The organism is Micromonospora sp. NPDC049044, from assembly GCF_040649215.1.
Taxonomy (GTDB): domain Bacteria; phylum Actinomycetota; class Actinomycetes; order Mycobacteriales; family Micromonosporaceae; genus Micromonospora.
Genome location: NZ_JBEZFA010000066.1, coordinates 1 through 23,179, shown reverse-complemented (window position 1 = coordinate 23,179; position 23,179 = coordinate 1). Strand labels below are relative to the sequence as shown.

Annotated in this window: 20 protein-coding genes and 1 pseudogene; 7 read left to right on the top strand and 14 right to left on the bottom strand. The window is 71.8% G+C overall.

Features of this window, described 5'->3' with window-relative positions; genetic code table 11:
* A pseudogene (locus AB0B85_RS32640) lies at nt 1-190 on the bottom strand (hypothetical protein); the annotation flags it as partial.
* Between the two features lie 715 nt (nt 191-905).
* On the opposite strand from AB0B85_RS32640, the gene AB0B85_RS32635 reads away from it, so the two are divergent.
* The 3 genes from AB0B85_RS32635 to AB0B85_RS32625 all read left to right on the top strand — a co-directional run bounded on the left by AB0B85_RS32635 (nt 906) and on the right by AB0B85_RS32625 (nt 5,325).
* Nucleotides 906-3,239 (top strand): beta-L-arabinofuranosidase domain-containing protein, encoded by a 2,334-nt coding sequence (locus AB0B85_RS32635; protein WP_357413450.1) that lies wholly within the window; start codon nt 906-908, stop codon nt 3,237-3,239.
* Nucleotides 3,240-3,401: 162 nt separating this feature from the next.
* Nucleotides 3,402-4,340: a superoxide dismutase gene (locus AB0B85_RS32630; RefSeq protein ID WP_357413448.1), complete on the top strand. Its 939-nt coding sequence runs from the start codon at nt 3,402-3,404 to the stop codon at nt 4,338-4,340.
* 118 nt (nt 4,341-4,458) lie between these two features.
* Nucleotides 4,459-5,325 carry an endonuclease/exonuclease/phosphatase family protein gene (locus tag AB0B85_RS32625; RefSeq protein WP_357413446.1) on the top strand — a complete coding sequence of 289 codons (867 nt, stop codon included), beginning with the start codon at nt 4,459-4,461 and terminating at the stop codon, nt 5,323-5,325.
* A gap of 27 nt (nt 5,326-5,352) precedes the next feature.
* Here AB0B85_RS32625 and AB0B85_RS32620 read toward each other — a convergent pair whose 3' ends face one another.
* Nucleotides 5,353-6,237 (bottom strand): MHYT domain-containing protein, encoded by an 885-nt coding sequence (locus tag AB0B85_RS32620; protein ID WP_357413444.1) that lies wholly within the window; start codon nt 6,235-6,237, stop codon nt 5,353-5,355.
* 165 nt (nt 6,238-6,402) lie between these two features.
* A complete protein-coding gene (locus tag AB0B85_RS32615; protein WP_357413442.1) occupies nt 6,403-9,195 on the bottom strand; it encodes a DEAD/DEAH box helicase in 2,793 nt (930 codons plus the stop codon).
* An 86-nt stretch (nt 9,196-9,281) separates the two neighbouring features.
* Between AB0B85_RS32615 and AB0B85_RS32610 the strand changes: the two genes are divergently transcribed.
* The gene (locus AB0B85_RS32610; protein WP_357413440.1) at nt 9,282-10,049 is read left to right on the top strand and encodes an HAD-IA family hydrolase; all 768 of its coding nucleotides are present in this window, start codon (nt 9,282-9,284) and stop codon (nt 10,047-10,049) included.
* 98 nt (nt 10,050-10,147) lie between these two features.
* Here the strand turns inward: AB0B85_RS32610 and AB0B85_RS32605 are convergent, their stop codons facing one another.
* A complete protein-coding gene (locus AB0B85_RS32605) occupies nt 10,148-11,356 on the bottom strand; it encodes an MFS transporter (RefSeq protein ID WP_357413438.1) in 1,209 nt (402 codons plus the stop codon).
* A gap of 265 nt (nt 11,357-11,621) precedes the next feature.
* Between AB0B85_RS32605 and AB0B85_RS32600 the strand changes: the two genes are divergently transcribed.
* A complete protein-coding gene (locus AB0B85_RS32600) occupies nt 11,622-12,539 on the top strand; it encodes an EamA family transporter (RefSeq protein ID WP_357413436.1) in 918 nt (305 codons plus the stop codon).
* Here the strand turns inward: AB0B85_RS32600 and AB0B85_RS32595 are convergent.
* The 6 genes from AB0B85_RS32595 to AB0B85_RS32570 all read right to left on the bottom strand — a co-directional run bounded on the left by AB0B85_RS32595 (nt 12,502) and on the right by AB0B85_RS32570 (nt 17,333).
* Nucleotides 12,502-13,386, bottom strand: a complete 885-nt coding sequence (locus tag AB0B85_RS32595; RefSeq protein WP_357413454.1) for a diacylglycerol kinase family protein — start codon at nt 13,384-13,386, stop codon at nt 12,502-12,504. The two genes, AB0B85_RS32600 and AB0B85_RS32595, sit on opposite strands and share 38 nt — an antisense overlap.
* A 197-nt stretch (nt 13,387-13,583) precedes the next feature.
* Nucleotides 13,584-14,537 carry a twin-arginine translocase subunit TatC gene (gene tatC / locus AB0B85_RS32590; RefSeq protein ID WP_357413434.1) on the bottom strand — a complete coding sequence of 318 codons (954 nt, stop codon included), beginning with the start codon at nt 14,535-14,537 and terminating at the stop codon, nt 13,584-13,586.
* A gap of 18 nt (nt 14,538-14,555) precedes the next feature.
* Nucleotides 14,556-14,870, bottom strand: coding sequence for a Sec-independent protein translocase subunit TatA (tatA, locus tag AB0B85_RS32585; RefSeq protein ID WP_007459946.1), 315 nt, complete (start codon nt 14,868-14,870; stop codon nt 14,556-14,558).
* Between the two features lie 156 nt (nt 14,871-15,026).
* Nucleotides 15,027-15,272 (bottom strand): hypothetical protein, encoded by a 246-nt coding sequence (locus AB0B85_RS32580; protein ID WP_357413432.1) that lies wholly within the window; start codon nt 15,270-15,272, stop codon nt 15,027-15,029.
* Between the two features lie 10 nt (nt 15,273-15,282).
* Nucleotides 15,283-16,338 (bottom strand): YafY family protein, encoded by a 1,056-nt coding sequence (locus AB0B85_RS32575; protein WP_357413430.1) that lies wholly within the window; start codon nt 16,336-16,338, stop codon nt 15,283-15,285.
* A complete protein-coding gene (locus AB0B85_RS32570; protein ID WP_357413452.1) occupies nt 16,335-17,333 on the bottom strand; it encodes a WYL domain-containing protein in 999 nt (332 codons plus the stop codon). Before AB0B85_RS32570 ends, AB0B85_RS32575 begins: the two co-directional genes overlap by 4 nt.
* Before the next feature lie 117 nt (nt 17,334-17,450).
* Between AB0B85_RS32570 and AB0B85_RS32565 the strand changes: the two genes are divergently transcribed.
* Together AB0B85_RS32565 and AB0B85_RS32560 are read left to right on the top strand one after the other, a co-directional pair.
* On the top strand, nt 17,451-18,455 hold the full coding sequence (locus AB0B85_RS32565; RefSeq protein WP_357413428.1) for a cation diffusion facilitator family transporter: 1,005 nt from the start codon (nt 17,451-17,453) through the stop codon (nt 18,453-18,455).
* Nucleotides 18,456-18,516: 61 nt separating this feature from the next.
* Complete coding sequence (locus AB0B85_RS32560; RefSeq protein ID WP_357413426.1) at nt 18,517-19,602, top strand: DUF3866 family protein; 1,086 nt, start codon at nt 18,517-18,519, stop codon at nt 19,600-19,602.
* Between the two features lie 187 nt (nt 19,603-19,789).
* On the opposite strand, the gene AB0B85_RS32555 is transcribed toward AB0B85_RS32560, so the two are convergent.
* The 4 genes from AB0B85_RS32555 to rfbA all read right to left on the bottom strand — a co-directional run bounded on the left by AB0B85_RS32555 (nt 19,790) and on the right by rfbA (nt 23,002).
* Entirely contained in the window at nt 19,790-19,984 is a 195-nt protein-coding gene (locus AB0B85_RS32555; protein ID WP_357413424.1) for a hypothetical protein, read from the bottom strand.
* An 80-nt stretch (nt 19,985-20,064) separates the two neighbouring features.
* Nucleotides 20,065-21,423, bottom strand: a complete 1,359-nt coding sequence (gene pafA, locus AB0B85_RS32550) for a Pup--protein ligase (RefSeq protein WP_074309747.1) — start codon at nt 21,421-21,423, stop codon at nt 20,065-20,067.
* Nucleotides 21,424-21,491: 68 nt separating this feature from the next.
* On the bottom strand, nt 21,492-22,115 hold the full coding sequence (gene rfbC / locus AB0B85_RS32545) for a dTDP-4-dehydrorhamnose 3,5-epimerase (RefSeq protein WP_357413421.1): 624 nt from the start codon (nt 22,113-22,115) through the stop codon (nt 21,492-21,494).
* A complete protein-coding gene (rfbA, locus tag AB0B85_RS32540) occupies nt 22,112-23,002 on the bottom strand; it encodes a glucose-1-phosphate thymidylyltransferase RfbA (RefSeq protein ID WP_357413419.1) in 891 nt (296 codons plus the stop codon). The genes rfbC and rfbA overlap by 4 nt, the downstream gene beginning before the upstream one ends.
* Nucleotides 23,003-23,179: the final 177 nt, after the last annotated feature.

Here is a 23,179-nt window from a genome sequence, read left to right as displayed (position 1 = left end):
ACACATACACCCGACCGTTGTAAACCAACGGCGCCGGATCAGCCGTATAAATATGCTGAACAATAGGATTGTCCGCCTTCGCGACACCGGCGGGGGCCAGCGCGAGGACGCAGAGGAGGCTCGCCAGCCAGGCGATGACCCGCCTGGCCGAGCGACTGGTCCGGGTTGTGGTTCGAGCATTCACGTTCACATCTACTCCCACCGAGAGTGTGCCGGGCGCGGGTCTGAATCGACGACGGGCCGCCGCCATTTGGCTGCCGTGGGGAAGCGGGCTTCGCCGTACCCGGTGAAGCGGCGCGGTCGACAACCCTGTTAGCGCTAACAGGGGTTGGTCGACACCTCCCCTCGCCGATGAGCTGGGCTTTGCGCGTCGTGCGATGACCGTCGTAACCACACCGCAGCATTGATGTATCGACTACGACATCCAAGATTTACGATGCACCGTACTGAGCGGCGCGGCAGGCGTCAACGGAGCCGCGGCTCGACCCCCGGTCGACGGCCGCCCGTTACGCACTGTTACCAGCTGCCGGCGACAAGCCCCATACCGCCGATTTCGGACCCGCCTGGCTCCTCGACCACTCCCCGCCAGGCGGTCCGGCGGTCCGGCGCCGAAACCGGCGCACCCGGGGCGGCCCACCCGGCGGCCCTCGGGGGTTGCGGGCGTGTTAACGACGAACTATGTTAGCGATCACATTGATGTGCCACGATTAGGCCTCCCGCGGGCGTGCCACTGGCGTCCACGGTGGCAGCTCGTCCGCTCGACGCGCGTTCACCCTGGGCGCACTGTCCGCCGCGGCTACCGCCAGCGGCGCACCGAGCCTCCCGAGCGCCGCGGGCCGCCCGGACACCACCTTCCGCACCACCCCGTAGCGCACCGTCCCGTACCGAAATCCCCGGAGGTTCCCATGCCACCCCCGCCCCTCAGCCGCCGCCACCTCCTCCAGGCCGCCGGAGCCTCTGTGGTGCTCTCCGCTGCCGGCACCACAGTCGCCGCCGGCAGCGCCGCGGCCGCCGTGGTCCCGCCGGCCCGGCCGGACATCGGCGTCTCGGCGTACCCGTTCGACCTCGGTCAGGTGCGGCTGACCTCCGGCCGCTGGATGGACAACCAGTCGCGGACGCTCAACTACCTGCGGTTCGTCGACGTGGACCGGATGCTCTACAACTTCCGCGCCAACCACCGGCTGTCCACGAACGGCGCCGCCACCAACGGGGGCTGGGACGCGCCGAACTTCCCGTTCCGGACCCACATGCAGGGCCACTTCCTGAGCGCGTGGGCGTACGCGTACGCGGTGCTGGGCGACACCACCTGCCGGGACAAGGCCAACTACATGGTCGCCGAGTTGGCCAAGTGCCAGGCGAACAACGGTGCCGCCGGATTCGGGGCCGGCTACCTCTCCGGCTTCCCGGAGTCCGACTTCGCCGCCCTCGAGGCACGGACGCTATCCAACGGCAACGTGCCCTACTACTGCATCCACAAGACCCTCGCCGGGCTGCTCGACGTCTGGCGTCACACAGGCAACACCCAGGCCCGCACTGTGCTGTTGTCACTGGCCGGCTGGGTCGACACCCGGACGTCCCGGCTCAGCTCCAGCCAGATGCAGTCGATGCTGGGCACCGAGTTCGGGGGCATGAACGACGTGCTCACCGACATCTACCAGCAGACCGGCGACAGCCGGTGGCTCACCACCGCGCAGCGGTTCGACCACAACTCGGTGTTCAACCCGCTGGCCTCCGGCCAGGACCAGCTCAACGGGCTGCACGCCAACACGCAGGTTCCCAAGTGGATCGGCGCCGCCCGCGAGTACAAGGCCACCGGGACGACCCGTTACCGGGACATCGCCAGCAACGCGTGGCGCATCACCGTCGGCGCGCACACCTACGCCATCGGCGGCAACAGCCAGGCGGAGCACTTCCGGGCGCCGAACGCGATCGCCGGCTACCTCAGCAACGACACCTGCGAGCAGTGCAACACGTACAACATGCTCAAACTGACCCGGGAGCTGTGGCTGCTCGACCCGAACCGGGCGGACTACTTCGACTTCTACGAGCGTGCGCTGATGAACCACCTGATCGGCGGACAGAACCCGGCCGACAGCCGCGGCCACATCACCTACTTCACCCCGCTGCGACCGGGTGGCCGTCGGGGCGTCGGCCCGGCCTGGGGTGGCGGCACCTGGAGCACCGACTACAACTCGTTCTGGTGCTGCCAGGGCACCGGCCTGGAGATCAACACGAGGTTGATGGACTCCATCTACTTCTACAACGGCACCACGCTGAGCGTGAACCTGTTCGCACCGTCGGTGCTGGACTGGACGCAGCGCGGCATCACCGTCACCCAGACCACCAGCTTCCCGGTCAGCGACACCACCACGCTGACGCTGAGCGGCTCGATGAGCGGTTCGTGGAGCATCCGGGTGCGGATCCCGTCCTGGACCAGCGGGGCGACGATCGCCGTCAACGGCACCGTGGAGAACGTCACCACCACACCGGGCAGCTACGCCACCGTCACCCGCACCTGGGCCGCTGGCGACACCATCACCGTGCGGCTGCCGATGCAGATCGCCGTCAAGGCCGCCAACGACAACGCCAACGTCGGCGCTGTCACGTTCGGCCCGACGGTGCTGGCCGGCAACTACGGCAACACGGCCCTGAGCACCCTGCCCACCCTCACCGTCTCCTCGATCACCCGGACCAGCACCAGCTCGCTCGCGTTCACCGCCAGCGCCAACGGGTCCACTGTGAACCTCGCGCCCTTCTACGACGCCCACGGCTACAACTACACGGTCTACTGGAACACCAACGGCAGCGGCGGCCCCAGCGGCAGCTACCGCCTGGTCAACGTGGGCACCGGGCTGGTCCTCGGGATACAGAACATGTCCACCGCCGACGGTGGTCTGGCCGTGCAGTGGAGCGACAGCGGCACCGCCGACCACAACTGGGTGGTGGTGACCGACGGCAACGCGGTCCGGTTCCGCAACAGCAACAGCGGCAAGGTGCTCGGTGTGGAGAACATGTCCACCGCCGACAACGCCCGGGTGTTGCAGTGGGCGGACAACGGCACCGCCGACCACCGGTGGATCCTCGCTGACAACGGCGACGGCACCTACAAGATCCGCAACGTCAACAGCAACAAGCTGCTCGCCATCCTGAACGGGTCGACCGCCATGGGTGCGCAGGCGGTGCAGGACTCCGACAACGGCAGCGCGGACAACCGGTGGCGGCTGGTCCGCAACGCCTGACGATCCGCCCAGCTCGCCGGTGTGCCGGCGCGGTCGCTCCCGAGGACCGCGCCGTCACGCCGGGCGCTCGGACGGTGGCGGTCGTACAGTGGGCAGGGTCCTGGCCCCAGTGATCGTGGCGGATCTGTCGGCTCGTGCCGCGCTCCGCCCGGAAGGAGCACAGTGAACCGACCCCTTCGGGCCGCGCTCGGCGGCGCCCTGGCCGCCGCCCTGCTGACCGCTGTCGCCGTCACGCCCGCGCAGGCACACCCCGCGGGACGGCCGCCCACCGTCCTCGCCCTGCCCGACGGGTTCACACCCGAGGGCATCGCCACCGCCGGCCGGTACGCGTACCTCGGCTCCCGGACCACCGGCGCCATCCAGCGCGTCGACCTGATCACCGGTCGCGGTACGACGATCGGTGCGGCCACCGGCACCCCGTCCCTCGGTCTCAAGACCGACCAACGCGGCCGGCTCTTCGTCGCCGGAGGCACCGCCGGTGACGCCCGGGTGCTCGACACCCGCACCGGCGAGGTGCTGGCGCGCTACCAGTTCGCCACCGCCCCGACGTTCGTCAACGACGTCATCCTGACCCGCGACGCCGCGTACTTCACCGACTCCAACCGCCCGGTGCTCTACCGGCTGCCGTTCGGTCGCGGCGGCGCGCTGCCGCCGGCCGACGGGTTCGGCAACATCGCGTTGACCGGCGCGTACCAGCAGGTCGGCACCGGCGTGAACATCAACGGCATCACCACCACACCGGACGGCCAGGCGCTGATCATCGTCCAGTCCAACACCGGGACGCTCTACCGGGTCGACCCGGCCACCGGCGCCACCACCGCCGTGGACGTGCCCGGCTACACCTTCACCAACGGCGACGGGCTGCTGCGGCGCGGCCACACCCTCTACGTCGTGCAGAACAGCCTCAACCGGATCGCGGTGGCCACGCTCGACCGGGCCGGCACCACGGGCACGCTCACCGGCACCATCACCGACCCGAACTTCGACGTGCCCACCACCGTCGCCGAGGCGTTGGGCCGGCTCTACCTGCCCAACGGCCGGTTCACCACACCGCCGACACCGACAACGCCGTACACGGTCGTCGCGGTCCGCGCCCACTGAGTCAGCGAGGGGGTACGCGCACCGCGGGTACCCCCTCGGCCATCCGCGCGGCGGGCGACCGTCAGTAGAATCACGGGCACCTCGGCGAAGACTGTCGCCCGCTGCACCCGGAGGCCGCGTGGCCGACCGCCGTTCGCACCGTCTTTTGCGGCGGGCCCTGGCCGTCGGCTGCCTGATCGCCGCCGCCGGACTGCCCGCCGGGTCGTCGGTGACCAGGCCGACGGAGCACACCGGGCCGACGGTCCTGCGGGTGTTGCAGCTGAACCTCTGCAACAGCGGCCGCGCCGGCTGCTACACCGGCCACGCCGTGCGGCGGGCCACCGAGGTGATCAGCACCGAGGCGCCCGATCTGGTCACCCTCAACGAGATCTGCCAGGACGACGTGGCCGAGCTGGCGCGGGTGTTCGCGACGGTGCACACCGGGCGGCGGGTCGTCTCCGCGTTCCAGCCCGCCGGTGACCGCCCCAGCGGGGGCGACACCCGCTGCCGCAACGGCCAGCCGTACGGGGTGGGGCTGCTGACGCGGGTGCGGGCGCCGGCCACCGCCCCGGCCGTGTACCGCGGGATCCACCCCACGCAGGACCTCGCGGACCCCGAGGAACGGGCCTGGCTCTGCGTCGAGGTCGACGCGGTCCTGCTCGCCTGCACCACACATCTGGCGGCCACCGGTTACGCTGTCGCACTCGCCCAGTGCCGCCAACTGCTCGACACGATCCTGCCGACGATCCGAGGCCGCGCCGGACGGCTGCCCGTCCTGCTCAGCGGCGACCTCAACCTCCGCGCCGGCGGCGACCCCGATGTGCGGTCCTGCGCGCCACCGGGTCACCAGCGAATCGACGACGGCGCGCGGCAACACATGCTGACGACCACCGACATCGGCCTCTGTTGCCGCCGGACGGTGGCGATGCGCGGGTCCACCGACCACCCCGGGCTGCTGGCCACCCTCAGCATCGACGGCGGCCGGTCCGACCGCCCGACGACCTGACCCCGCACCGGCCGCGCCGTGTCCCCGTCAGCGCGGTGGGGTGTCCCGGCGGGACGGAAACGCGGTGCCCGGCTGACCGAGGGTGGAGCGGGCGCGCAACCCGACCGGGTCCGGGGCGGCGGCGGGCGTCGCGGCAGCCGGCTGCGCGACCCGTCGCCCGTCCAGGTACGCGGCGGCGGCCCGGTCGTCGTCGGTCGGGGCGGCGAGCAGCGCATAGAGCAGACCGACCACGCCGAAGATCACCGCCACCATGATCGGCACCAGCAGCGTGCTCGCCTGGGCGCCGGTCACCCCTGCCACACCCTCGTGCCGGTGCACCGACAGCGCGCTCATCCCGGTGAAGTGCATGCCGTTCACGGCGATGCCCATGACCAGCGCGGAGGCGAAGATCGCCAACCCACGTCGGACGGTCATCGCGAGCCACAGCGCGACGGTGGACGCCACGACCGCGATGACCACCGAGAGCACCACCCGGATGGTGTCGTAGCCGAGACTGCCGTTGAGGCGCATCGCCGCCATCCCGGTGTAGTGCATGGAGGCCACCCCGGCGCCGGTGAAGATGCCGCCGGCGACCAGGCGTACCGGGTTCAACCGGCCGGTGCCCACGATGCCCAGGCCGATGCCGACCGCCAGCACGGCGATGGCCGTGCTCGCCGCGGTCAGCGGCACGTCGTAGCGGATCCGGGTGCCCTCGACGGCGAAGCCCAGCATGGCCATGAAATGCATCGCCCAGATGGCGGTGCCGCCGAGCGCCCAGGCCGCCAGCAGACCCCACGAGGCCCGCTGGCGGGCGGTGCGCGCGGTCCGGATGCGCCCGGCGCACACCAGCCCGAGGATCGAACCGAGCACGGACAACACGTAGCTCAACGCGGGTGTGATCCACCCGTACTCAAAGTGATTGATGTCCGCCACAGCGGCCTTCTCCCGTTCGTTACCGGCGCGTCAGCATAAGGCGCTCGGCAATGATCAGGGGTGGCGTGACCAGGCACGACAGCGCCCCCAGCATATTCGGGGGGTGCCGTCATGGTGACTGTCCGACGCGTCGGTTTCCTCGGCGATCGTTACTGATTGTGACCGTCAGGCAGTGGTGTGATACGCCAACACGCCCCGGTTCACGGCCGCGATGGCCTGCCGGGCGGTGGACCGCAACTCCGCCGAGGCGCCGCCGGAGTCGGCAAGCTGGCCGAGCAGGTCGACAACCTGGCGCGCCCACCTGACGAAGTCGCCGGCGGGCATCTCGCCGTCGATCTCGTGACCGCTGCCGAGCACCTTGGCCAGCGCCTCGCCCCGGGCCCACCGGTAGACGGGCCAGGCGAAGCCCAGATCCGGCTCCCGGGTCGCGGTCAGCCCGCGGGTCGCCTCGTCGGCCTCGATCTCGCTCCAGAGCTTTATCGTCTCGTCCACCGCGTCGGCCACCGGCCCGCGCGGCAACGACGCCCGCTCGTCGACGTCGCGACGTGCCTCGAAGACCACCACCGACACCGCGGCGGCCAACTCGGCCGGGGACAGGCCGTTCCACACCCCCCGGCGCAGGCACTCGGCGACCAGCAGGTCCGCCTCGGTCCAGATCCGACCGAGCATCCGGCCGGCGTCGGTGACCGCGCCGTCGCGAGCGAGGTAACCACGGTCGGTCAACAACGCCACGATCCGGTCGAAGGTCCGCGCGAGGGACCCGGTCCGCCCGGACACACGCTCGCGCAACTCCTCGGTGTCGCGCTCCAGCCGCCGCCGGCGCTCCGCCCAGCGGGCGTGGTCCTCGCGCTCCGGGCAGCCGTGACAGGGGTGGTTACGCAGCTCGGTGCGGAGCTGGGCGATCTGGTGGTCCTCGCCGGCCGGCTGCCGGGAACGACCACCCCGCCGGCCGGCGTGCCGGTCCAGGCCGGTGCCACTGACCTCGGCGGCGAGATCCCGGCGGGCGGCCGGCGAACGGTGGTTGAAGTGCTTGGGCACCCGGATCCGGGCCAGCACCTCCGCCGGGGTGGTGAAGTCGCCAGGGCTGACCCGCCCGGCCCACCGGTCCTGAGTGAGCACCAGCGGGCGCGGCTCGCCGAACCCGCCGGTCGCCGGGTCCAGCACGACGGCCAACCCGGCCCGCCGGCCCGCCGGCACCCGGATCACGTCACCGATCCGCAGCCGCTCCAGCGACGCCACCGCGGCGGCCTTGCGCTGGGTCTGCCCCTGTCGGGCGATCGCCTTCTCCCGGTCCGCGATGGCCATTCGCAGTGCGAAGTACTCGTCGAAATCGCCGTGGTGACAGGCGGCCTCGACGCCGTACGCGTCGATGGTCTCGGTGTTGCGCTGCACCTGCCGGGCCAGACCGACCACCGACCGGTCCGCCTGGAACTGGGCGAACGAGGACTCCAGCAGCGCCCGGGCCGGCTCCACGCCGACAGTGCCGACCAGGTTCACCGCCATGTTGTACGACGGCCGGAAACTGGAGCGCAGCGGGTACGTGCGGGTGGACGCAAGCCCGGCCACGTGCCGGGGGTCGGTCTCCGGGGACCACACCACCACGGCGTGCCCCTCCACGTCGATGCCCCGGCGGCCGGCCCGGCCGGTGAGCTGCGTGTACTCCCCCGGGGTCAGGTCGACGTGCGCCTCACCGTTGTACTTGACCAGCCGCTCCAGGACCACGCAGCGGGCCGGCATGTTGATGCCCAACGCCAGGGTCTCGGTGGCGAAGACCGCCTTGACCAGGCCCCGGACGAACAACTCCTCGACGACCTCCTTGAACACCGGCAGCATGCCGGCGTGGTGGGCGGCCAGGCCCCGCTCCAGGCCGTCGAGCCACTCCCAGTAACCGAGCACCGACAGGTCCTCGCCCGGAATGGCGGTCACCCGGGACTCGACCACCCGGCGGATCTCGGCCCGCTCGTCGGGCGAGGTGAGCCGCAGCCCGGCGGCGAGACACTGCTGCACCGCGGCGGCACATCCGGCCCGGCTGAAGATGAACAGGATCGCCGGGAGCAGGCCCTCCCGGTCCAGCCGGTCGACGATGTCCGGGCGCAGCGGACCGCGCCAGCGCGGGCCCCGCCGACCGGCACCCGGCCCCGCGCTGCGCCCCTCGCCCAGCTCCAACCGCCGCGCCGTCTCCCGGGTGTAGCGCAGCAACTCCGGGTGCACGTCGTGCTTGCGGGCGGCGTCCGCGTCGTGGAACAGGTCGAACATCCGCTTGCCGACCAGCATGTGCTGCCACAGCGGCACCGGCCGGTGCTCGCTGACCACCACGGCGGTCTCGCCGCGTACGGTGACCAGCCAGTCGGCGAACTCCTCGGCGTTCGACACCGTCGCCGACAACGAGACAAGGGTGACCGAGGCGGGCAGGTGGATGATCACCTCTTCCCACACCCCACCGCGGAACCGGTCGGCCAGGTAGTGCACCTCGTCCATCACCACGTACGCCAGGCCCTGCAACGTGCTGGACCCCGCGTAGAGCATGTTGCGCAGCACCTCGGTGGTCATCACCACCACCGGCGCGTCGCCGTTTATCGCGTTGTCGCCGGTGAGCAGGCCGACCTGCTCGGCGCCGTACCGGGCGACCAGATCGTGGTACTTCTGGTTGGACAACGCCTTGATCGGCGTGGTGTAGAAGCACTTGCGCCGGGCCGGTGGGTCCTCGCCGGGCACCGGGTCGTCAGGCCGCCCGCGCAACGCGAGGTGGACCGCGAACTCCCCCACCACCGTCTTGCCGGCTCCGGTGGGGGCGCAGACCAGCACCCCGCTACCCCGTTCCAACGACTGACACGCCTCGCGCTGGAAATCGTCGAGGTCGAACCCCAGGTCAAGGGCGAACTCGTCCAGCGCCGGAAACTCTGCGGCCTGTGCGGCCCGGCGGCGCGCCGCTGCGTACCGCTCGGCGGGGCTCGACATGGCACCAAGATTAGTGCGTGCCGGCACAGGGCACCCGACAAGGCCGTCCGGTTGGGCCGTCCGAGGCGGTCGGTAGGGTGCACGGCGTGCCGGACCATGCCGAACCGCCCCAGACTCGTCCGCCGGGCAGCTCCGAGCCCGCCGCCCGCCGGGCGTCCCGACGGCCCGTCAAGGCGGTCCTCTTCGACTTCCACGGCACCCTGGCCCAGGTGGAGGAGCCCCGGCGATGGGTGCTGGAGGCCGCCGCCGCGTGCGGGGTGACCCTGGACCGGGTCCGCGCCACCTCGCTGGCCGACCGGCTGCTGACCGCCGGGCGGGCCGGCGGGCCGCTGCCGGCGCGGGTGCCACCCCGGCTCGCCGAGCTGTGGGCCGACCGGGATCTCTATCAGCACGCCCACCGGGGCGCGTACACCGGGCTGGCCGAGACCGTCGACGCGGGCATCGAGGGCTTCGCCGACGCGCTCTACGATCGGCTGCTCACCGCCGACGGTTGGCTGCCGTATCCGGACACCGCGCCCACCCTGGCCGCGTTGCGCGACGCCGGGGTGCCGGTGGCGGTGGTCAGCAACATCGGCTTCGACCTGCGGCCGCACTTCGACGCCTGGGGGTTGACCGACCTGGTCGACGCGTTCGTACTGTCGTACGAGGTGGGGCGCTGCAAGCCCGACCCGGCGATCTTCTGGCGGGCCTGCGGGATGCTCGGCGTCGACCCGGAGCAGACCCTGATGGTCGGCGACACCCCGGCGGACGCGGGCGCGGTGGCCGCCGGCTGCGCGGTGCTGGTGCTCCCCACCGCCGACCCGGGTCGGGAGAACGGGCTGGGCGCCGTACTCGACCTCGCCCTGCCGGACTGACCGGCGGCCGTCAGCCGGTAACACCGGGTCGGCGAACACCGCGGCCGGGGCAGCCCGGCCCCGAACGGCGTCACGTCGCCGCCCGGGACCGGTGCCGCTCAGCCGGCTGCCGCTTCGCGCAGGGGCCGCCAGGCGACGACGGTGATCGCCGCCATCGCGGCGGCGGCCGCCCAGAACGGCGTGGTGAGCGACCAGGCGCTGGCGAGCAGGCCGCCGATCAGGGAGCCCAGCGCGGCCCCGCCAAGGTCAAGCAACGCGTACGCACTGCCGACCCGGCCCCGCAGGTGCGACGGCACGACCCGCTGCCGGACCGAGGTGACGGTGATTCCCCAGACCATGGCGTGGACGCTGAACACGACAAGGACCACTGCGGCCACCCAGACGCTCGTCGTGATCGCGAGGCAGACCTGCGTCGCGATCTCGATGAGCAGACCGATCCGCAACACGGTCACGGTGCCGAGCACACGCGTCAGTGTGGTGGCGACTGCCGTACCGGACAGGCCACCGACCGCGAACGCGGTCAACAGGACGCCGTAGCCGATGGCAGAGACACCCAACCGCTCCCGGCAGTAGAGAACGAACACGGCGAACGCGGCACCGAATGCGATGTTGCTCAAGCCCATGCTGAGCGCGAGGGTCCGCAGCAGGCGGTGCCGCCACAGCCACCGCACACCAGCGACCACCTCGGCGCGCAGCGAGTTCGGCCGGTCGGGTACCGCCACCGGTGGGACTCGGCGGATGCCCCCGATCAGCACCGCGGACGCCGCGAAGGTGAGCGCGTCGACGCCGAACGGAACCGCCGCCGAGACGACGAACAACCACGCACCAAGCGGTTTCGCGACGAACTGGTTCCCGATGGTGAAGCTCGCGTAGAGCCGGGCGTTGGCCGTCGGTAGCTGCTCGGGGGTCACCACCGCCGGGAGCAGGGCGCCCAGGGCGGTGTCCGCGAGGGTTTCGCCCGTACCCAGCAGGAAGAGCACCGCGTAGATGACGGTGACGGTGACGGTCCCGGTCGCGATGGTCACGGACAGGGCCGCCAGGGCCGCGGCGCGTACCAGATTGACGACCACGACGATGCGCCGCCGTTCGAGTCGGTCGACGTAGGCGCCGCTGATCAGGGCGAACAGCAACCAGGGCAGTTGCTGTGCGACGACGGATCCGGCCACGAGGGCCGGGTTGTCGGTGACGGAGGCGACAAGTAGCGGGCCGGCGGCCATGGTGACCCCGTCGCCGACGTTGGAGACCGCCGCAGCGGTCCAGAGCCTGGTGAAGTCCGCGCCCAGACGCGCGGATACACGGGTACGCAAAAGAACTCCTCGAGCCAGGAAAGGAAACGGTCGTCGTGAGACCGCGTCGCGGCGAGGAGCACCAGAGCACCGGAGGACGTCCCCCCGGCGGTACCCGATCAGTTACCGGGCGTGCGCTCGCGGCGAGGCGGAGACCGTGACCAGGTCGAGGCGCATGCCAGCTCCCAACTGTGGATCAATACCGTCCCGGGCAGGATAGCCGACGCATCGATGATTCCGGATACAGACGCCGCCGCCTGTCGATCGAGGGCGACCGCCTAGCGTCATGGCGGTGACCGAGACCCTGTTACCCGCCCCGGACCCAGCCAGCGCGGCCCCGCAGCGCCGCGGTGGTGTCGTCGCCGTGGGGCTGGTGCTCGGTGGGGCGCTGTCGGTCCAGTTCGGCGCCGCCGTGGCCGCGCTGATCTTCCCGCGTACCGGGGTGGCCGGCGCGGTGACCCTGCGGCTGACCATCGCTGCGGTGCTGCTGCTCGTCGTGTGCCGGCCCCGACTGCGCGGGTACGGCCGGTCGGCCTGGCTCGCCGCGGGCGGATTCGGGTTGGCGCTGGCCGGCATGAACTCGCTGTTCTACCAGGCCATCGAACGCATCCCGCTGGGTCCGGCGGTGACGCTCGAAGTGCTCGGCCCCCTCGCACTGTCGGTGCTCAGCGCCCGACGACGTGCCAGTTGGGGCTGGGCGGGGCTGGCCCTGGCCGGTGTGGCGCTGCTCGGGCAGGGCGGCTTCGACCGACTGAACCCGATCGGGGTGGCCTTCGCGTTCGGTGCGGGCGCCATGTGGGCCGCGTACATCGTGTTGAGCGCCCGGGTCGGCGGACGGTTTCCCGGCGCGGACGGGTTGGCCCTGGCGCTTACCCTCGCCGCGCTTGTCACCCTGCCGCTGGGCATCGTCGACGGCGGCGCGGTGCTGCTCGACCCGCAGGTGCTGGCGCTCGGTACCGCCCTCGCGGTGCTCGCCTCCGGGCTGCCGTACACCCTGGAGCTGCTGGCGCTGCGGCGCATGCCGACCGCCACCTTCGCGGTGCTGATGAGCCTCGGCCCGGCCGTCGCCACCCTCGCCGGCTGGCTGGTGCTGCGCCAGGCGCTGACCCTGCTGGAGTGCGTCGCCATCGTGCTTGTCATCGCGGCGAGCATCGGAGCGGTACGGGTCAACGCAGCAGCCGCAGCGCCTCCGGGACCGCGCTGATCGTCACCGGCAACGTCAGCGAACGCTCCCCGTCGGCGTACGTGACGATGCCCTCGGCGGCCAACTCCACGGTGCGGGCCCGGTAGCTGGTCACCAGGGGGTGGCTGACGTGGGTGCCCTGGTAGATGCGCGGCTTCACCCGGATCAGGGTCCGCCGGTCGACCCGACCCGCCACCACCACGTCGAGCAGCCCGTCGGTCGGGTCCGCGTCGGGGCAGATCCGCATTCCGCCGCCGTACGTCGGGCAGTTGCCCACCGCCACCAGCACCGCGTCCAGCTCGTGCGGCACCCCGTCGAGGCGCAGCGTGTAGCGGCGGGGCCGCAGCCGGGCCAGCTCGACCAGGATCGCCAGGTCGTAGCGGCGGGGACCGCGCGGCCAACGCATCCGGTTGGCCCGCTCGTTGACTATCGCGTCGAACCCGGCAGCGAGGACCGCACCGAACCAACGCTCGGCGCCATCGGCCCCGACCATCCGGGCGAGATCGACGACCCGGGTGCGGTCGGCCCGCAGCGCCGACACGATCACGTCCACCGCCGTCACCGGGTCGGCGGGAAAACCGGTGTCCACTGCGAAGTCGTTTCCGGTCCCCGCCGGCACCGGGCCGAACGGCACGTCGGTGCCGGCGACCGCCTGCATCGCCCGGTGCACGGTGCCGTCCCCGCCGATCGCGACGAGCGCGCCGATGCCGTCGGCGACGGCGGCCCGGCAGGCCGCTTCCGCCGCTTCCGGACCGGCCGCCGACAGCACCCGGACCGGCCGGCCGGCGGCGGCCAACCCGTCCAGCAGCCGGGGCAGCAGGGCGCGGTGCCGCCCCCGGCCTGCGCTCGGGTTGGCGAGCACGGCCACGGGCCCACCAGCGCGCCGGGCGCCGTCGACCGGGCCGCCCGCGGGCCGGCCGGGAAGGTGATCGTCTGCGGTCACGGGCAGCACCGTACCGGTCGGACACCCGACGCGCACCGGGGCAGGCACGGTCGCCACCGGCAACACGGCGACGCCGCCCCCGCGAACGGGGACGGCGTCGGCTGACCGGGCGGCGCGGGCCGTCAGGTCATGTCGTCGTAGCGTCGCTCGATCGGTGCGGGCTTGGCGATCGGCTCGGGTACGCCGATCGGCGCTGTCGCGTCCACCCGTTGCCCGGCCACGACCGGATCCGCGTCGAACTCCAACGGCGACACCTCGTCGTCGTCGAGGCCGGCGTAGATCTCCTTGCCCCGCCCACGGCGCTTGTCGTTGAGGAACGCGACGCCCACCGCCACGAAGTAGAGCAGTGACAGGGACAGCGCCAGCAGCGTCATGCCGAACGGACCCGGATCAGGTGTCGCGATGGCAGCGAAGGCGAAGGAGATGAAGATGACCGCGCGCCACCAGCTCAACAACCGGCGGGCGCTGGCCACCCCGGTGAAGTTGAGCATCAACAGGATCAGCGGGAACTCGAACGCCACCCCGAACAACAGGATCATGTTCGTGACGAACGAGATATAGCGGGTGACCTCCAGCTGGGTGGAGAGGCCGGTGACGCCCGCCTCCAGCAGGAACGCCAGCCCCTTGTCCACGACGAGGTAGGCAAGCACAGCACCACCGGCGAACAGCGGCGCCGCGATCGCGACGAAGACGTACGCCCACTTGCGCTCGTGCCGGTGCAACCCCGGCGCGATGAACGCCCAAAGCTGGTAGAGCCAGACCGGCGCCCCGACGATCAGGCCGATCCAGAGCGCCAGCTTCAGCTTCAGGATGAAGCCGTCCGCGGGAGACAGCTGGAGAAACTCGCGGCAGTTGCCGAGCGCGTCCCTGGCGCCCGGCAAACTGCAGTAGGGCTCCTTCAGCAGGTTGAACGCCGGCTGCGCCAGGAAGTAACCGACGATCAGACCGACCACGATCGCCAGCGAGGCGCGGAACAACCGGTCACGCAACTCCCGGACGTGCTCGATGAGCGTCATCGAGCCGTCGGCGGCCCGCTCGAACGACTTCGGGGCGCGTTTACGCAGTGCGAAGGCCACGGTGGTGGGGCCCTTCGGTCAGTTGTCGCGGACGCGGTGCACCGGGTCGACGACCGGCTGCTGCGCCGGCGCCTGCTGGTACGGCGCCTGCTGCGGCTGCCCGGCGTACGGCGCCTGCTGCCCGGCGTGCGGCGGCAACGGCTGGTAACCAGCCTGCGCGTCGGCCTTCTCGGCGAGGTCGCGGTCGTCGTCCTGCAGGCTCTTGGTCTCGGCCTTGATGATCCGCAGCGACCGACCCAGCGAACGAGCAGCGTCGGGAAGCCGCTTCGCACCGAAGAGCAGGATCAGCACAACCACGAGAACAGCGATGTGCCACGGCTTGAGGGCACCCATGAGAAGCTCCAGTCGCTCTGTGTCCGGGGGTGGTACGCAGCCCATCGTACGTGCGGATCGGCTGCCTGCCACCCGCCGGGTGGGGGTGGTTCGACCCGAAGGGTGAAGTCTTGACCAACGCGCGATGATCGTCAACCATCGCCAGGTGCGGCGCGATCAGCCGCGCTTTGCCTTGATTACCGCGAGTCGGTCGGAGGTGGTGTCGAGCCGGCGTTGGACATCCTCGGCGCGCTGCTGCAACACCTCGGCGGTCTCCCGCAGCGCCTCGGCCTCGGCGGCCCGCCGCTGCAACGCCAACGCGGCCCGGCGCAGCCGAGGCAGCCGGGTCAACACCGGGCGCACGGCCAGCGCGAGCGCCACGAGCGGAAGCAGCACCACCGCGAGCACGATCCAGATCAGCACGGCGGTCAGCCTACTGGGTGCGGCCGGCCACCGCCGGGTCACCCGACGGCGTGATCTCCGGGGCCACCTCGGGCTGCCGGGGCGCGGCACTCGGGGCGGGCACCGCGTAGGCGTCCAGCGCGGCGGCCGCCGCGGCCCGCACCTGCTCGGCCAACTCGACCGGGGCGACCACGACGGCGTCCGGGCCGAGGCCCAGCACGAACCGACGGGCCCATCCCAGGTCGGTCACCCGCAGGGAGACCAGCCACTGGTCGCCGTCACCGGCCTCCACCCGCTCGCAGGGGTAGTACTCGGTGATCCACCGCTCGCTGCGGCCGATCCGCAGGGTGATCAGCGGCAGGTCGGGTGAGGGGCGGAAGACCCCCTCGGTGAGGTCGTGCGGAACGGCCTGCGGCGGGACGGTGACCGGCTCGGCCAGCTCGGTGATCGCGTCGATCCGGTCGGCCCGGAACAGCCGGACCGCCTCCGCGCGCCGACACCACGCCTCCACGTAGGCCCGGCCGCCGACCATCAGCATCCGCAGTGGGTCGATGACCCGTTCGGTGGTCTCGTCCCGGGCGGCCGTGTAATAGGTGATCCGCAGCGCCCGGCCGCCCGCCACGGCGGCCCGCAGCGCCTCGACCCGCCGGGTGTCGCCGGGCAGCCGGACCGCCACGGGGGCACCCACCAGGTCACCCGCGTCCTCGATCTTCGCCAGGGCCCGTTCGACGGCCTCACGGTTGGCCACCCCGGGCGTCTCGGCGAGCATCCGCAACGCCACCACGAGCGCGAGGGCCTCGTCCGGGGTGAGCCGCAGCGGCCTGTCGATGCCGGCGTCGTAGGTGATCGTCACCCGGTCACCGTCGAACGCCATGTCGATCAGGTCGCCGGGGCCGTAGCCGGGCAGCCCGCAGACCCAGAGCAACTCCAGGTCCTCCCGGAGCTGGCGCTCGGTCACGCCCAGATCACCGGCCGCCTCGGCGATCTCGATGCCGGGTCGGGCCAGCAGGTAGGGCACCAGGTTGAGCAGGCGGGCCAGCCGGTCGGCGGACGCGCGGGAACCGCCCCGGGCGGCCGGGCGGGTCACCGGGCACCCCCGGTGGCGGCCAGTTCGTCGTGCCGGACGGCGATCTCCTTGAGTCGTTGGATGACCGCCTCGCGGACCTCCGGTGGGTCGAGCACCCGCACGTCCGGGCCGTAGCCGACGAGGTGGCCGGCCAACCCGTCCGGGTCCGCGTACGGCAGAACCAACCGGTCGCCGTCCGGCCCGGTGCTCACCTCCACCGCCCAGCGGCGCAGCCCGGCGGCCCGGCCCGGCGCGGCCAGCACTGTGGCCCGGCCGGTGCGCTCCACCGGACCCGACCAGCGGGCCACGTGGCTGATCAGGTCGACGTTCGGCGGCGGCTCGTACGCGCCGGGCACCCCGGTCACCCGGACCGCGCCGACCACCCGGGACAGCCGGAAGCAGCGGGTCGCCGCCCGGTCCAGGTCGTGGCCGACCACATACCACCGGCCGCGCCAGCAGACCACGCCCCACGGTTGCAACCGCCGTCGGCTGGGCGCGTCCCGATCGGGCACCCGGTAGTCGAAACCGACCTCGCGGCGGTCCCGGGCCGCGGCCGTCAGCGGCGCGAACGCCGGATCGACGGTGACCATCGGCTCCAGACCCAGGGTGGCCTGCGGGTCCACGTCCACCCCGGCGGCGCGCAGCTTGGCCAGCCCGGACGACGCGGCGGCGGCCAGCCCGGCGTGCTGCCACAGCCGGGCGGCGATGCCCACCGCGGCGGCCTCGTCGGGCTCCAGCAGGATGTCGGGCAGCGCGTACTCGCGGTGCGCGATCCGGTAGCCGGGCTCGGGGTCGAAGGCGCTCGCCGTGCCGGTCTCCAGTGGCACACCCAACTCGCGCAGCTCGGCCTTGTCCCGCTCGAATTTGCGTTGGAACGCCTCGTGGTCGCGCGCGTCGTCGGGATCGTGCTCGTAGCCGGGCACGGTCGCGGCGATCTGCGCGGCGGTCAGGAACCGTCGCGTGGACAGCAGACAGATCACCAGGTTGACCAGGCGTTCGGTGCGGGTCCGCGACACCCGGTAGACGCTAGCAGCCGACGCGCCCACGACGTGCACCCACGCGGGCGTGCCGCACACTTGTTCGGATCGGGCCTCCTCCGGCGCGGCACCAGCAGCGGTCATAGGGTGATCCTCATGTCGCAAGCGGAGCCCCGGCCGGGCAGTGAGAGCGTCGGCACGGTGATCGTCGCGGGTGTCGCCAACCTCGCCATCGCGATCGCCAAGCTGATCGCCGGGGTGATCTCCGGGTCGGCCGCGATGCTGTCCGAGGCCGCGCACTCGTTCGCCGACACCACCACCGAGGTGCTGCTCTTCCAGGCGCTGCGCCGCGGCTCCCGGCCGGCCGACCAACGACATCCCTTCGGGTACGGCAAGGAGAGCTACGTCTGGGCGTTCTTCGCGGCGATGTTCACCTTCGTCGCCGGTGCCGGTTTCGCCGTCACCCACGGCGTCACCACGATCCTGGTGCACGAGCACAGCGGCGACTACCTGGTCTCGTACCTCGTCCTGGCGGTGTCGTTCGTCATCGAGTCGATCTCCCTGGCCCGGGCCGTCCGGCAGGTCCGCAACGAGTCGAAGCGCTGGGGCACCACGCCGCGGCGGTTCCTGCGGTTGACCGCGGACACCACCGTCAAGGCGGTCTTCCTGGAGGACAGCGCGGCGCTTGTCGGCCTGCTGCTGGCCGGGGCGGGCGTCGGCCTGTCACACGCCACCGGCGACGAGGTGTGGGACGGCGTCGCCTCGATCCTGATCGGTCTGCTGCTGTTGACGGTCGCCGGGATCCTCGCCAGCAACAACCTGTCGCTGCTGGTCGGCCGGGCGGTTCCGGAGCGGCTGCGCCACGAGATCGAGCAGGAGCTGCGCGGGCTGCCCGAGGTGGAGCGCATCGACACGCTGCTGACCATGCAGCTCGGCCCGGACGACATCCTGGTCGCCGCGAAGGTCGACTTCCGCGACGAGGCCACCGGCGCGCAGATCGAGGCCACCGCCGACCAGGCCGAGCGACAGCTCACCGGGCGGTACCCGGAGATCCGCTTCGTGTTCCTCGACCCCACCCGCTCACTGCCGGGGGCCACCGGCACCGCCCGACACACCCAGGCCGGACCGACCCCGGACGCCGGCGGCCCCGAGCCGACCTGATCCGCCACCAGCGCCGCACCCGGGCGCGGACCGTCGGGGCCACGCGGCTAGCGTGCCCGTCATGGTGCGATGGCGTACGGGGACGGTGGCGACGCTGCGACGGCAGTGGACCGGGGCGGTGGAGCTCGACGTCGACCTGCCCGACGGCACCCGGATGCGGGCACTCGCCTACCCGGAACTGGTCGGCACCCCCGAGGTCGGCGACCGGGTGCTGCTCAACGCCGGCGCACTGCTGATGGGGTTGGGCACCGGCGGGTACGCCCTGGTGGTGGCCCTGCCGGACCGGCTGCCGGCGGACCCGCCGGAGGCGGGCGACACCCGCGACGCCGGGCACCTGGTCAAGGCCCGCTACACCCCGTTGCAGCCGATCCTGCTCGGCGTCGACGAGGAGGCATCCCCGCACCGCGCGGTGCTCGCCGACGCGGACGACCTGGGTGGCCTGCCGGTGGTCACCGCCGACCTGCACTCGGCGCTGCCGGCGATCCTGACCGGCATCCGGGCCGACGCCCCGCAGGCGCGGGTGGCGTATCTGCTCACCGACGGCGGGGCGCTGCCCGCCTGGTTCTCCCGCACCCTCGCCGGACTGCGCGCCGACCTGGCCGGCACGATCAGCGTCGGGCAGGCCTTCGGCGGTGACCTGGAGGCGACCACCCTGCACGGCGGGCTGCTCGCCGCCCGGCACGTGCTCGGCGCCGACGTGGCAATCGTCGCCCAGGGGCCCGGCAACCTGGGCACCGGCACCCGGTGGGGGTTCTCCGGTGTCGCCGTCGGTGAGGCGGTGAACGCGACAGCCACCCTGGGCGGCCGGCCGGTCGGCTCCCTGCGCATCTCCGCCGCCGACCCCCGCCCCCGGCACCGGGGCGTGTCGCACCACAGCCTCACCGCGTACGGCCGGGTGGCGCTCGCCCCGGCGGAACTGGTCGTGCCCGATGACCTGGACCCGGCCCTCGCCGCCGAGGTGGACGCGTCGCTGACCCCGCTGAGGGCCCGACACCGGATCGTCCGGGTGCCCACCGCCGGCCTCGACGCCGCGCTGCGCGCCAGCACCGTGCCCCTGTCCACGATGGGCCGAGGCCTGGACGCCGACCACGCGTACTTCCTGGCCGCCGCAGCAGCCGGCCGCCACGCGGCAACCCTGCTCCCCTAACCCCCAACCCCCTGCTCCCCTAACCCCCGGCCCCATCCCGTTGATCATGAAGTTATTGCCCGATGCCTCGGCGTGTCGTGACGATAACTTCATGATCGACACGAGCGGGCCGGGGGCCCGGGTGGGGGGTGGGGGGTGGGGTTGGGGGTTGGGTGGGGCTGGGTGGGTGGGGTGGGGTGGGGTGGGGTTAGGCCAGGAGGATTAGGGTTAGCCAGCCGCCTACGATGAGGATCAGGGCCAGGGCCAGGACCCAGGTTGGCACTGTGTATTCACCGCGGCGGTTACGGTCCACCTCGGCGCGGATCTTCTCCCGCCGGCGTTCGACCCAGTTCTGCCGCTCGACGCCGCGCTCGGGGCGGTCGGAAGGTCCAGAAGTCGTCATGGCGCGCTCAGCCTAGCCGCTCGGCGCGGCGGGCTGGCCGGCCCCGTCGGCGGATGACACCACCGGGGCCGGCCGACCCGTCACATGCTGGCGATCAGCCGCTCCACCCGCTCGTCGTACGCCCGGAACGGGTCCTTGCAGAGCACAGTGCGCTGCGCCTGGTCGTTGAGCTTCAGGTGCACCCAGTCGACGGTGAAGTCCCGCCGCTTCTCCTGGGCGTGCCGGATGAACTCGCCACGCAGCCGGGCCCGGGTGGTCTGCGGCGGGGTCTCCTTGGCCTCGAAGATCTCCGGGTCGGTGGCCACCCGGTCGACCTCACCGCGGCGCTCCAGCAGCCCGTAGAGGCCGCGACCGCGACGCACGTCGTGGTAGGCCAGATCCATCTGCGCCACCCGGGGGTGCGACAGCGGCAGGTCGTGCTTGCGCTGGTAGCGCTCGATCAGCCGCAGCTTGCTGACCCAGTCGATCTCCCGGGAGACCGGCTCCAGGTCGCCGGTCTCCACAGCGTTCAACACCCGGCCCCACAGCTCGACGACCCGCTTGGCGGCCTGGTCGCCGCCGCGACGCTCGACGAACTCGGTGGCCTTGGCCAGGTACTCCTGCTGAATGTCGAGGGCACTGACCTCCTTACCGGAGGCCAACCGCACCTTGCGCCGGCCGGTGATGTCGTGCGACACCTCCCGGATCGCCCGGATCGGGTTCTCCAGGGACAGGTCGCGCATCACCACCCCGGCCTCGATCATCCGCAGCACGATGTCCGCGGTGCCGACCTTGAGCAGCGTGGTGACCTCGTTCATGTTGGAGTCACCGACGATGACGTGCAGCCTCCGGTAGCGCTCGGCGTCGGCGTGCGGCTCGTCGCGGGTGTTGATGATCGGACGGCTGCGGGTGGTCGCCGAGGAGACGCCCTCCCAGATGTGCTCGGCCCGCTGCGACAGGCAGTAGACAGCGCCGCGCGGGGTTTGCAGGACCTTTCCGGCCCCGCAGATCAACTGCCGGGTGACAAGGAACGGGATGAGCACGTCGGCGAGCCGGCCGAACTCCCCGTGCCGGGAGACCAGATAGTTTTCGTGGCAGCCGTACGAGTTACCGGCCGAGTCGGTGTTGTTCTTGAACAGGTAGATCTCACCCGCGATGCCCTCGTCGTGCAGCCGCTTCTCCGCGTCGACGAGCAGGCCCTCCAGGATCCGCTCGCCGGCCCGGTCGTGGGCGACCAGGTCGGTCACCGAGTCGCACTCCGGTGTCGCGTACTCCGGATGCGACCCGACGTCCAGGTAGAGCCGGGCTCCATTACGCAGGAAGACGTTGCTCGACCGACCCCAGGACACCACGCGCCGGAACAGATACCGCGCGACCTCGTCCGGGGACAGCCGCCGCTGCCCGCGATAGGTGCAGGTGACGCCGTACTCGGTCTCGAGGCCGAAGATTCGCCGCTCCATGGTGTGACATTAGCCGCCCGGAGGCCCGGTTCGTCACTGTCGCACCACAGGTCGTGCTCCGGGGGCGGTCACATACCGGTTGAGTGCGACATTCCGTCCGGACCGAGGCTCGCCACGAACCGCCGGCAGTTGTCGTACTCCGGCAGCAGGCCGCTCTCCCGGGCCTGCGCGAGCGTCGGCGCCGCGTCGTCCCGCGCCGACAGCAGCGGAACGTCGGCGGGCCACTCGATGCCCAACTCCCCGTCCAGCGGGTGCACCGCGTGCTCGCCGGTCGGGTTGTAGCTGGCCGAGCAGAGGTAGCTCAGCGTGGCGTCGTCGGTGAGCGCGCAGAAACCGTGCCCGAGCCCCTCGCTGAGGTAGACCGCCCGACGGTCGGTGTCGTCCAGCCGGACGCCCTCCCAGCGGCCGAAGGTCGGCGAGCCCACCCGCAGGTCCACGATCACGTCGAGCACCGCACCACGCACACAGGTGACGTACTTGGCCTGCCCCGGCGGGACGTCGGCGAAGTGGATGCCGCGTACCACGCCCCGGGCGGAGACCGACAGGTTCGCCTGGGCCAGCCGCAGCGGGTGCCCCACCACGTCGGCGAGCTTGTCGAAGCGGTACCACTCCATGAACATGCCGCGCGGGTCGCCGTGCTGCTGGGGGGTGATCTCCCAGGCGCCCTCGATGCTCAGCTCCCGGATCTTCACCAGGCCACCCCGTGGCGGCCGTTCGGCTCGGCGAGCAGACCGAGCAGGTAGTCGCCGTAACCGCTCTTGGTCAACGGCGTGGCCAGCGCGCGCAGCTGGTCGTCGTCGATGAGGCCGGCCCGCCAGGCCACCTCCTCGACACAACCGATCTTCAGGCCCTGCCGCTCCTCGACCACCCGGACGAACTCGGCAGCCTGCATCATCGAGGCGAACGTGCCGGTGTCCAGCCAGGCGGTGCCGCGATCAAGCACCGTCACCGACAGCTCCCCGGTCTCCCGGTACACCTCGTTGACCGCCGTGATCTCCAGCTCGCCGCGGGCGCTCGGGGTGAGCTTGCGGGCGATGTCCACCACCCGGTTGTCGTAGAAGTAGAGGCCGGGCACCGCGTAGCGGGACTTCGGCCGGGCCGGCTTCTCCTCGATCGAGAGCACCCGACCGGCGTCGTCGAAGTCGACCACACCGTATTCCTGCGGGTTGGCCACCTGGTAGGCGAAGACCCGCCCGCCGACCGGGTCACCGTGGGCGGCCAACTGCCGGCCCAGGCCACCACCGTGGAAGATGTTGTCGCCGAGGATCAGCGCCACCGACTCCGCGCCGATGAAGTCCGCACCGAGGATGAAGGCCTGCGCGATGCCCTCCGGGCGCTCCTGCGCGGCGTACTCCAACCGCAGCCCGAACTGGCTGCCGTCGCCGAGCAGCCGACGGAACTGCTCCTGGTCGTCCGGAGTCGTGATCACCAGGATCTCCCGCACCCCGGACATCACCAGGGTGGAGAGCGGGTAGTAGACCATCGGCTTGTCGAAGACCGGCATCAGCTGCTTAGAAACCGCACGGGTGATCGGCCAGAGCCGAGAACCGGTGCCACCGGCAAGTAGGATTCCACGCACCGGGGCAGCCTAGCGGCAAAGAAGCAGGATGCGCGGGGGGGTCGCGCCCCGCGTACCGCACCCAACTTCGCGTACACTTCCCGACCCGTGAGGATCCTCGTCACCGGCGGAGCCGGATTCATCGGGTCGGAGTACGTTCGCCTGCTGCTGGGCAAGCCCCTCGGCAGCGCCGAGGGC

Coding starts and splice junctions, on each gene's coding strand:
- tatA (WP_007459946.1), bottom strand. CDS start 14,870: ATGGGTGCCCTCAAGCCGTGGCACATCGCTGTTCTCGTGGTTGTGCTG.
- pafA (WP_074309747.1), bottom strand. CDS start 21,423: ATGGAGCGGCGAATCTTCGGCCTCGAGACCGAGTACGGCGTCACCTGC.
- AB0B85_RS32555 (WP_357413424.1), bottom strand. CDS start 19,984: ATGACGACTTCTGGACCTTCCGACCGCCCCGAGCGCGGCGTCGAGCGG.
- AB0B85_RS32560 (WP_357413426.1), top strand. CDS start 18,517: ATGGTGCGATGGCGTACGGGGACGGTGGCGACGCTGCGACGGCAGTGG.
- AB0B85_RS32615 (WP_357413442.1), bottom strand. CDS start 9,195: ATGTCGAGCCCCGCCGAGCGGTACGCAGCGGCGCGCCGCCGGGCCGCA.
- AB0B85_RS32565 (WP_357413428.1), top strand. CDS start 17,451: ATGTCGCAAGCGGAGCCCCGGCCGGGCAGTGAGAGCGTCGGCACGGTG.
- AB0B85_RS32600 (WP_357413436.1), top strand. CDS start 11,622: ATGGCGGTGACCGAGACCCTGTTACCCGCCCCGGACCCAGCCAGCGCG.
- AB0B85_RS32635 (WP_357413450.1), top strand. CDS start 906: ATGCCACCCCCGCCCCTCAGCCGCCGCCACCTCCTCCAGGCCGCCGGA.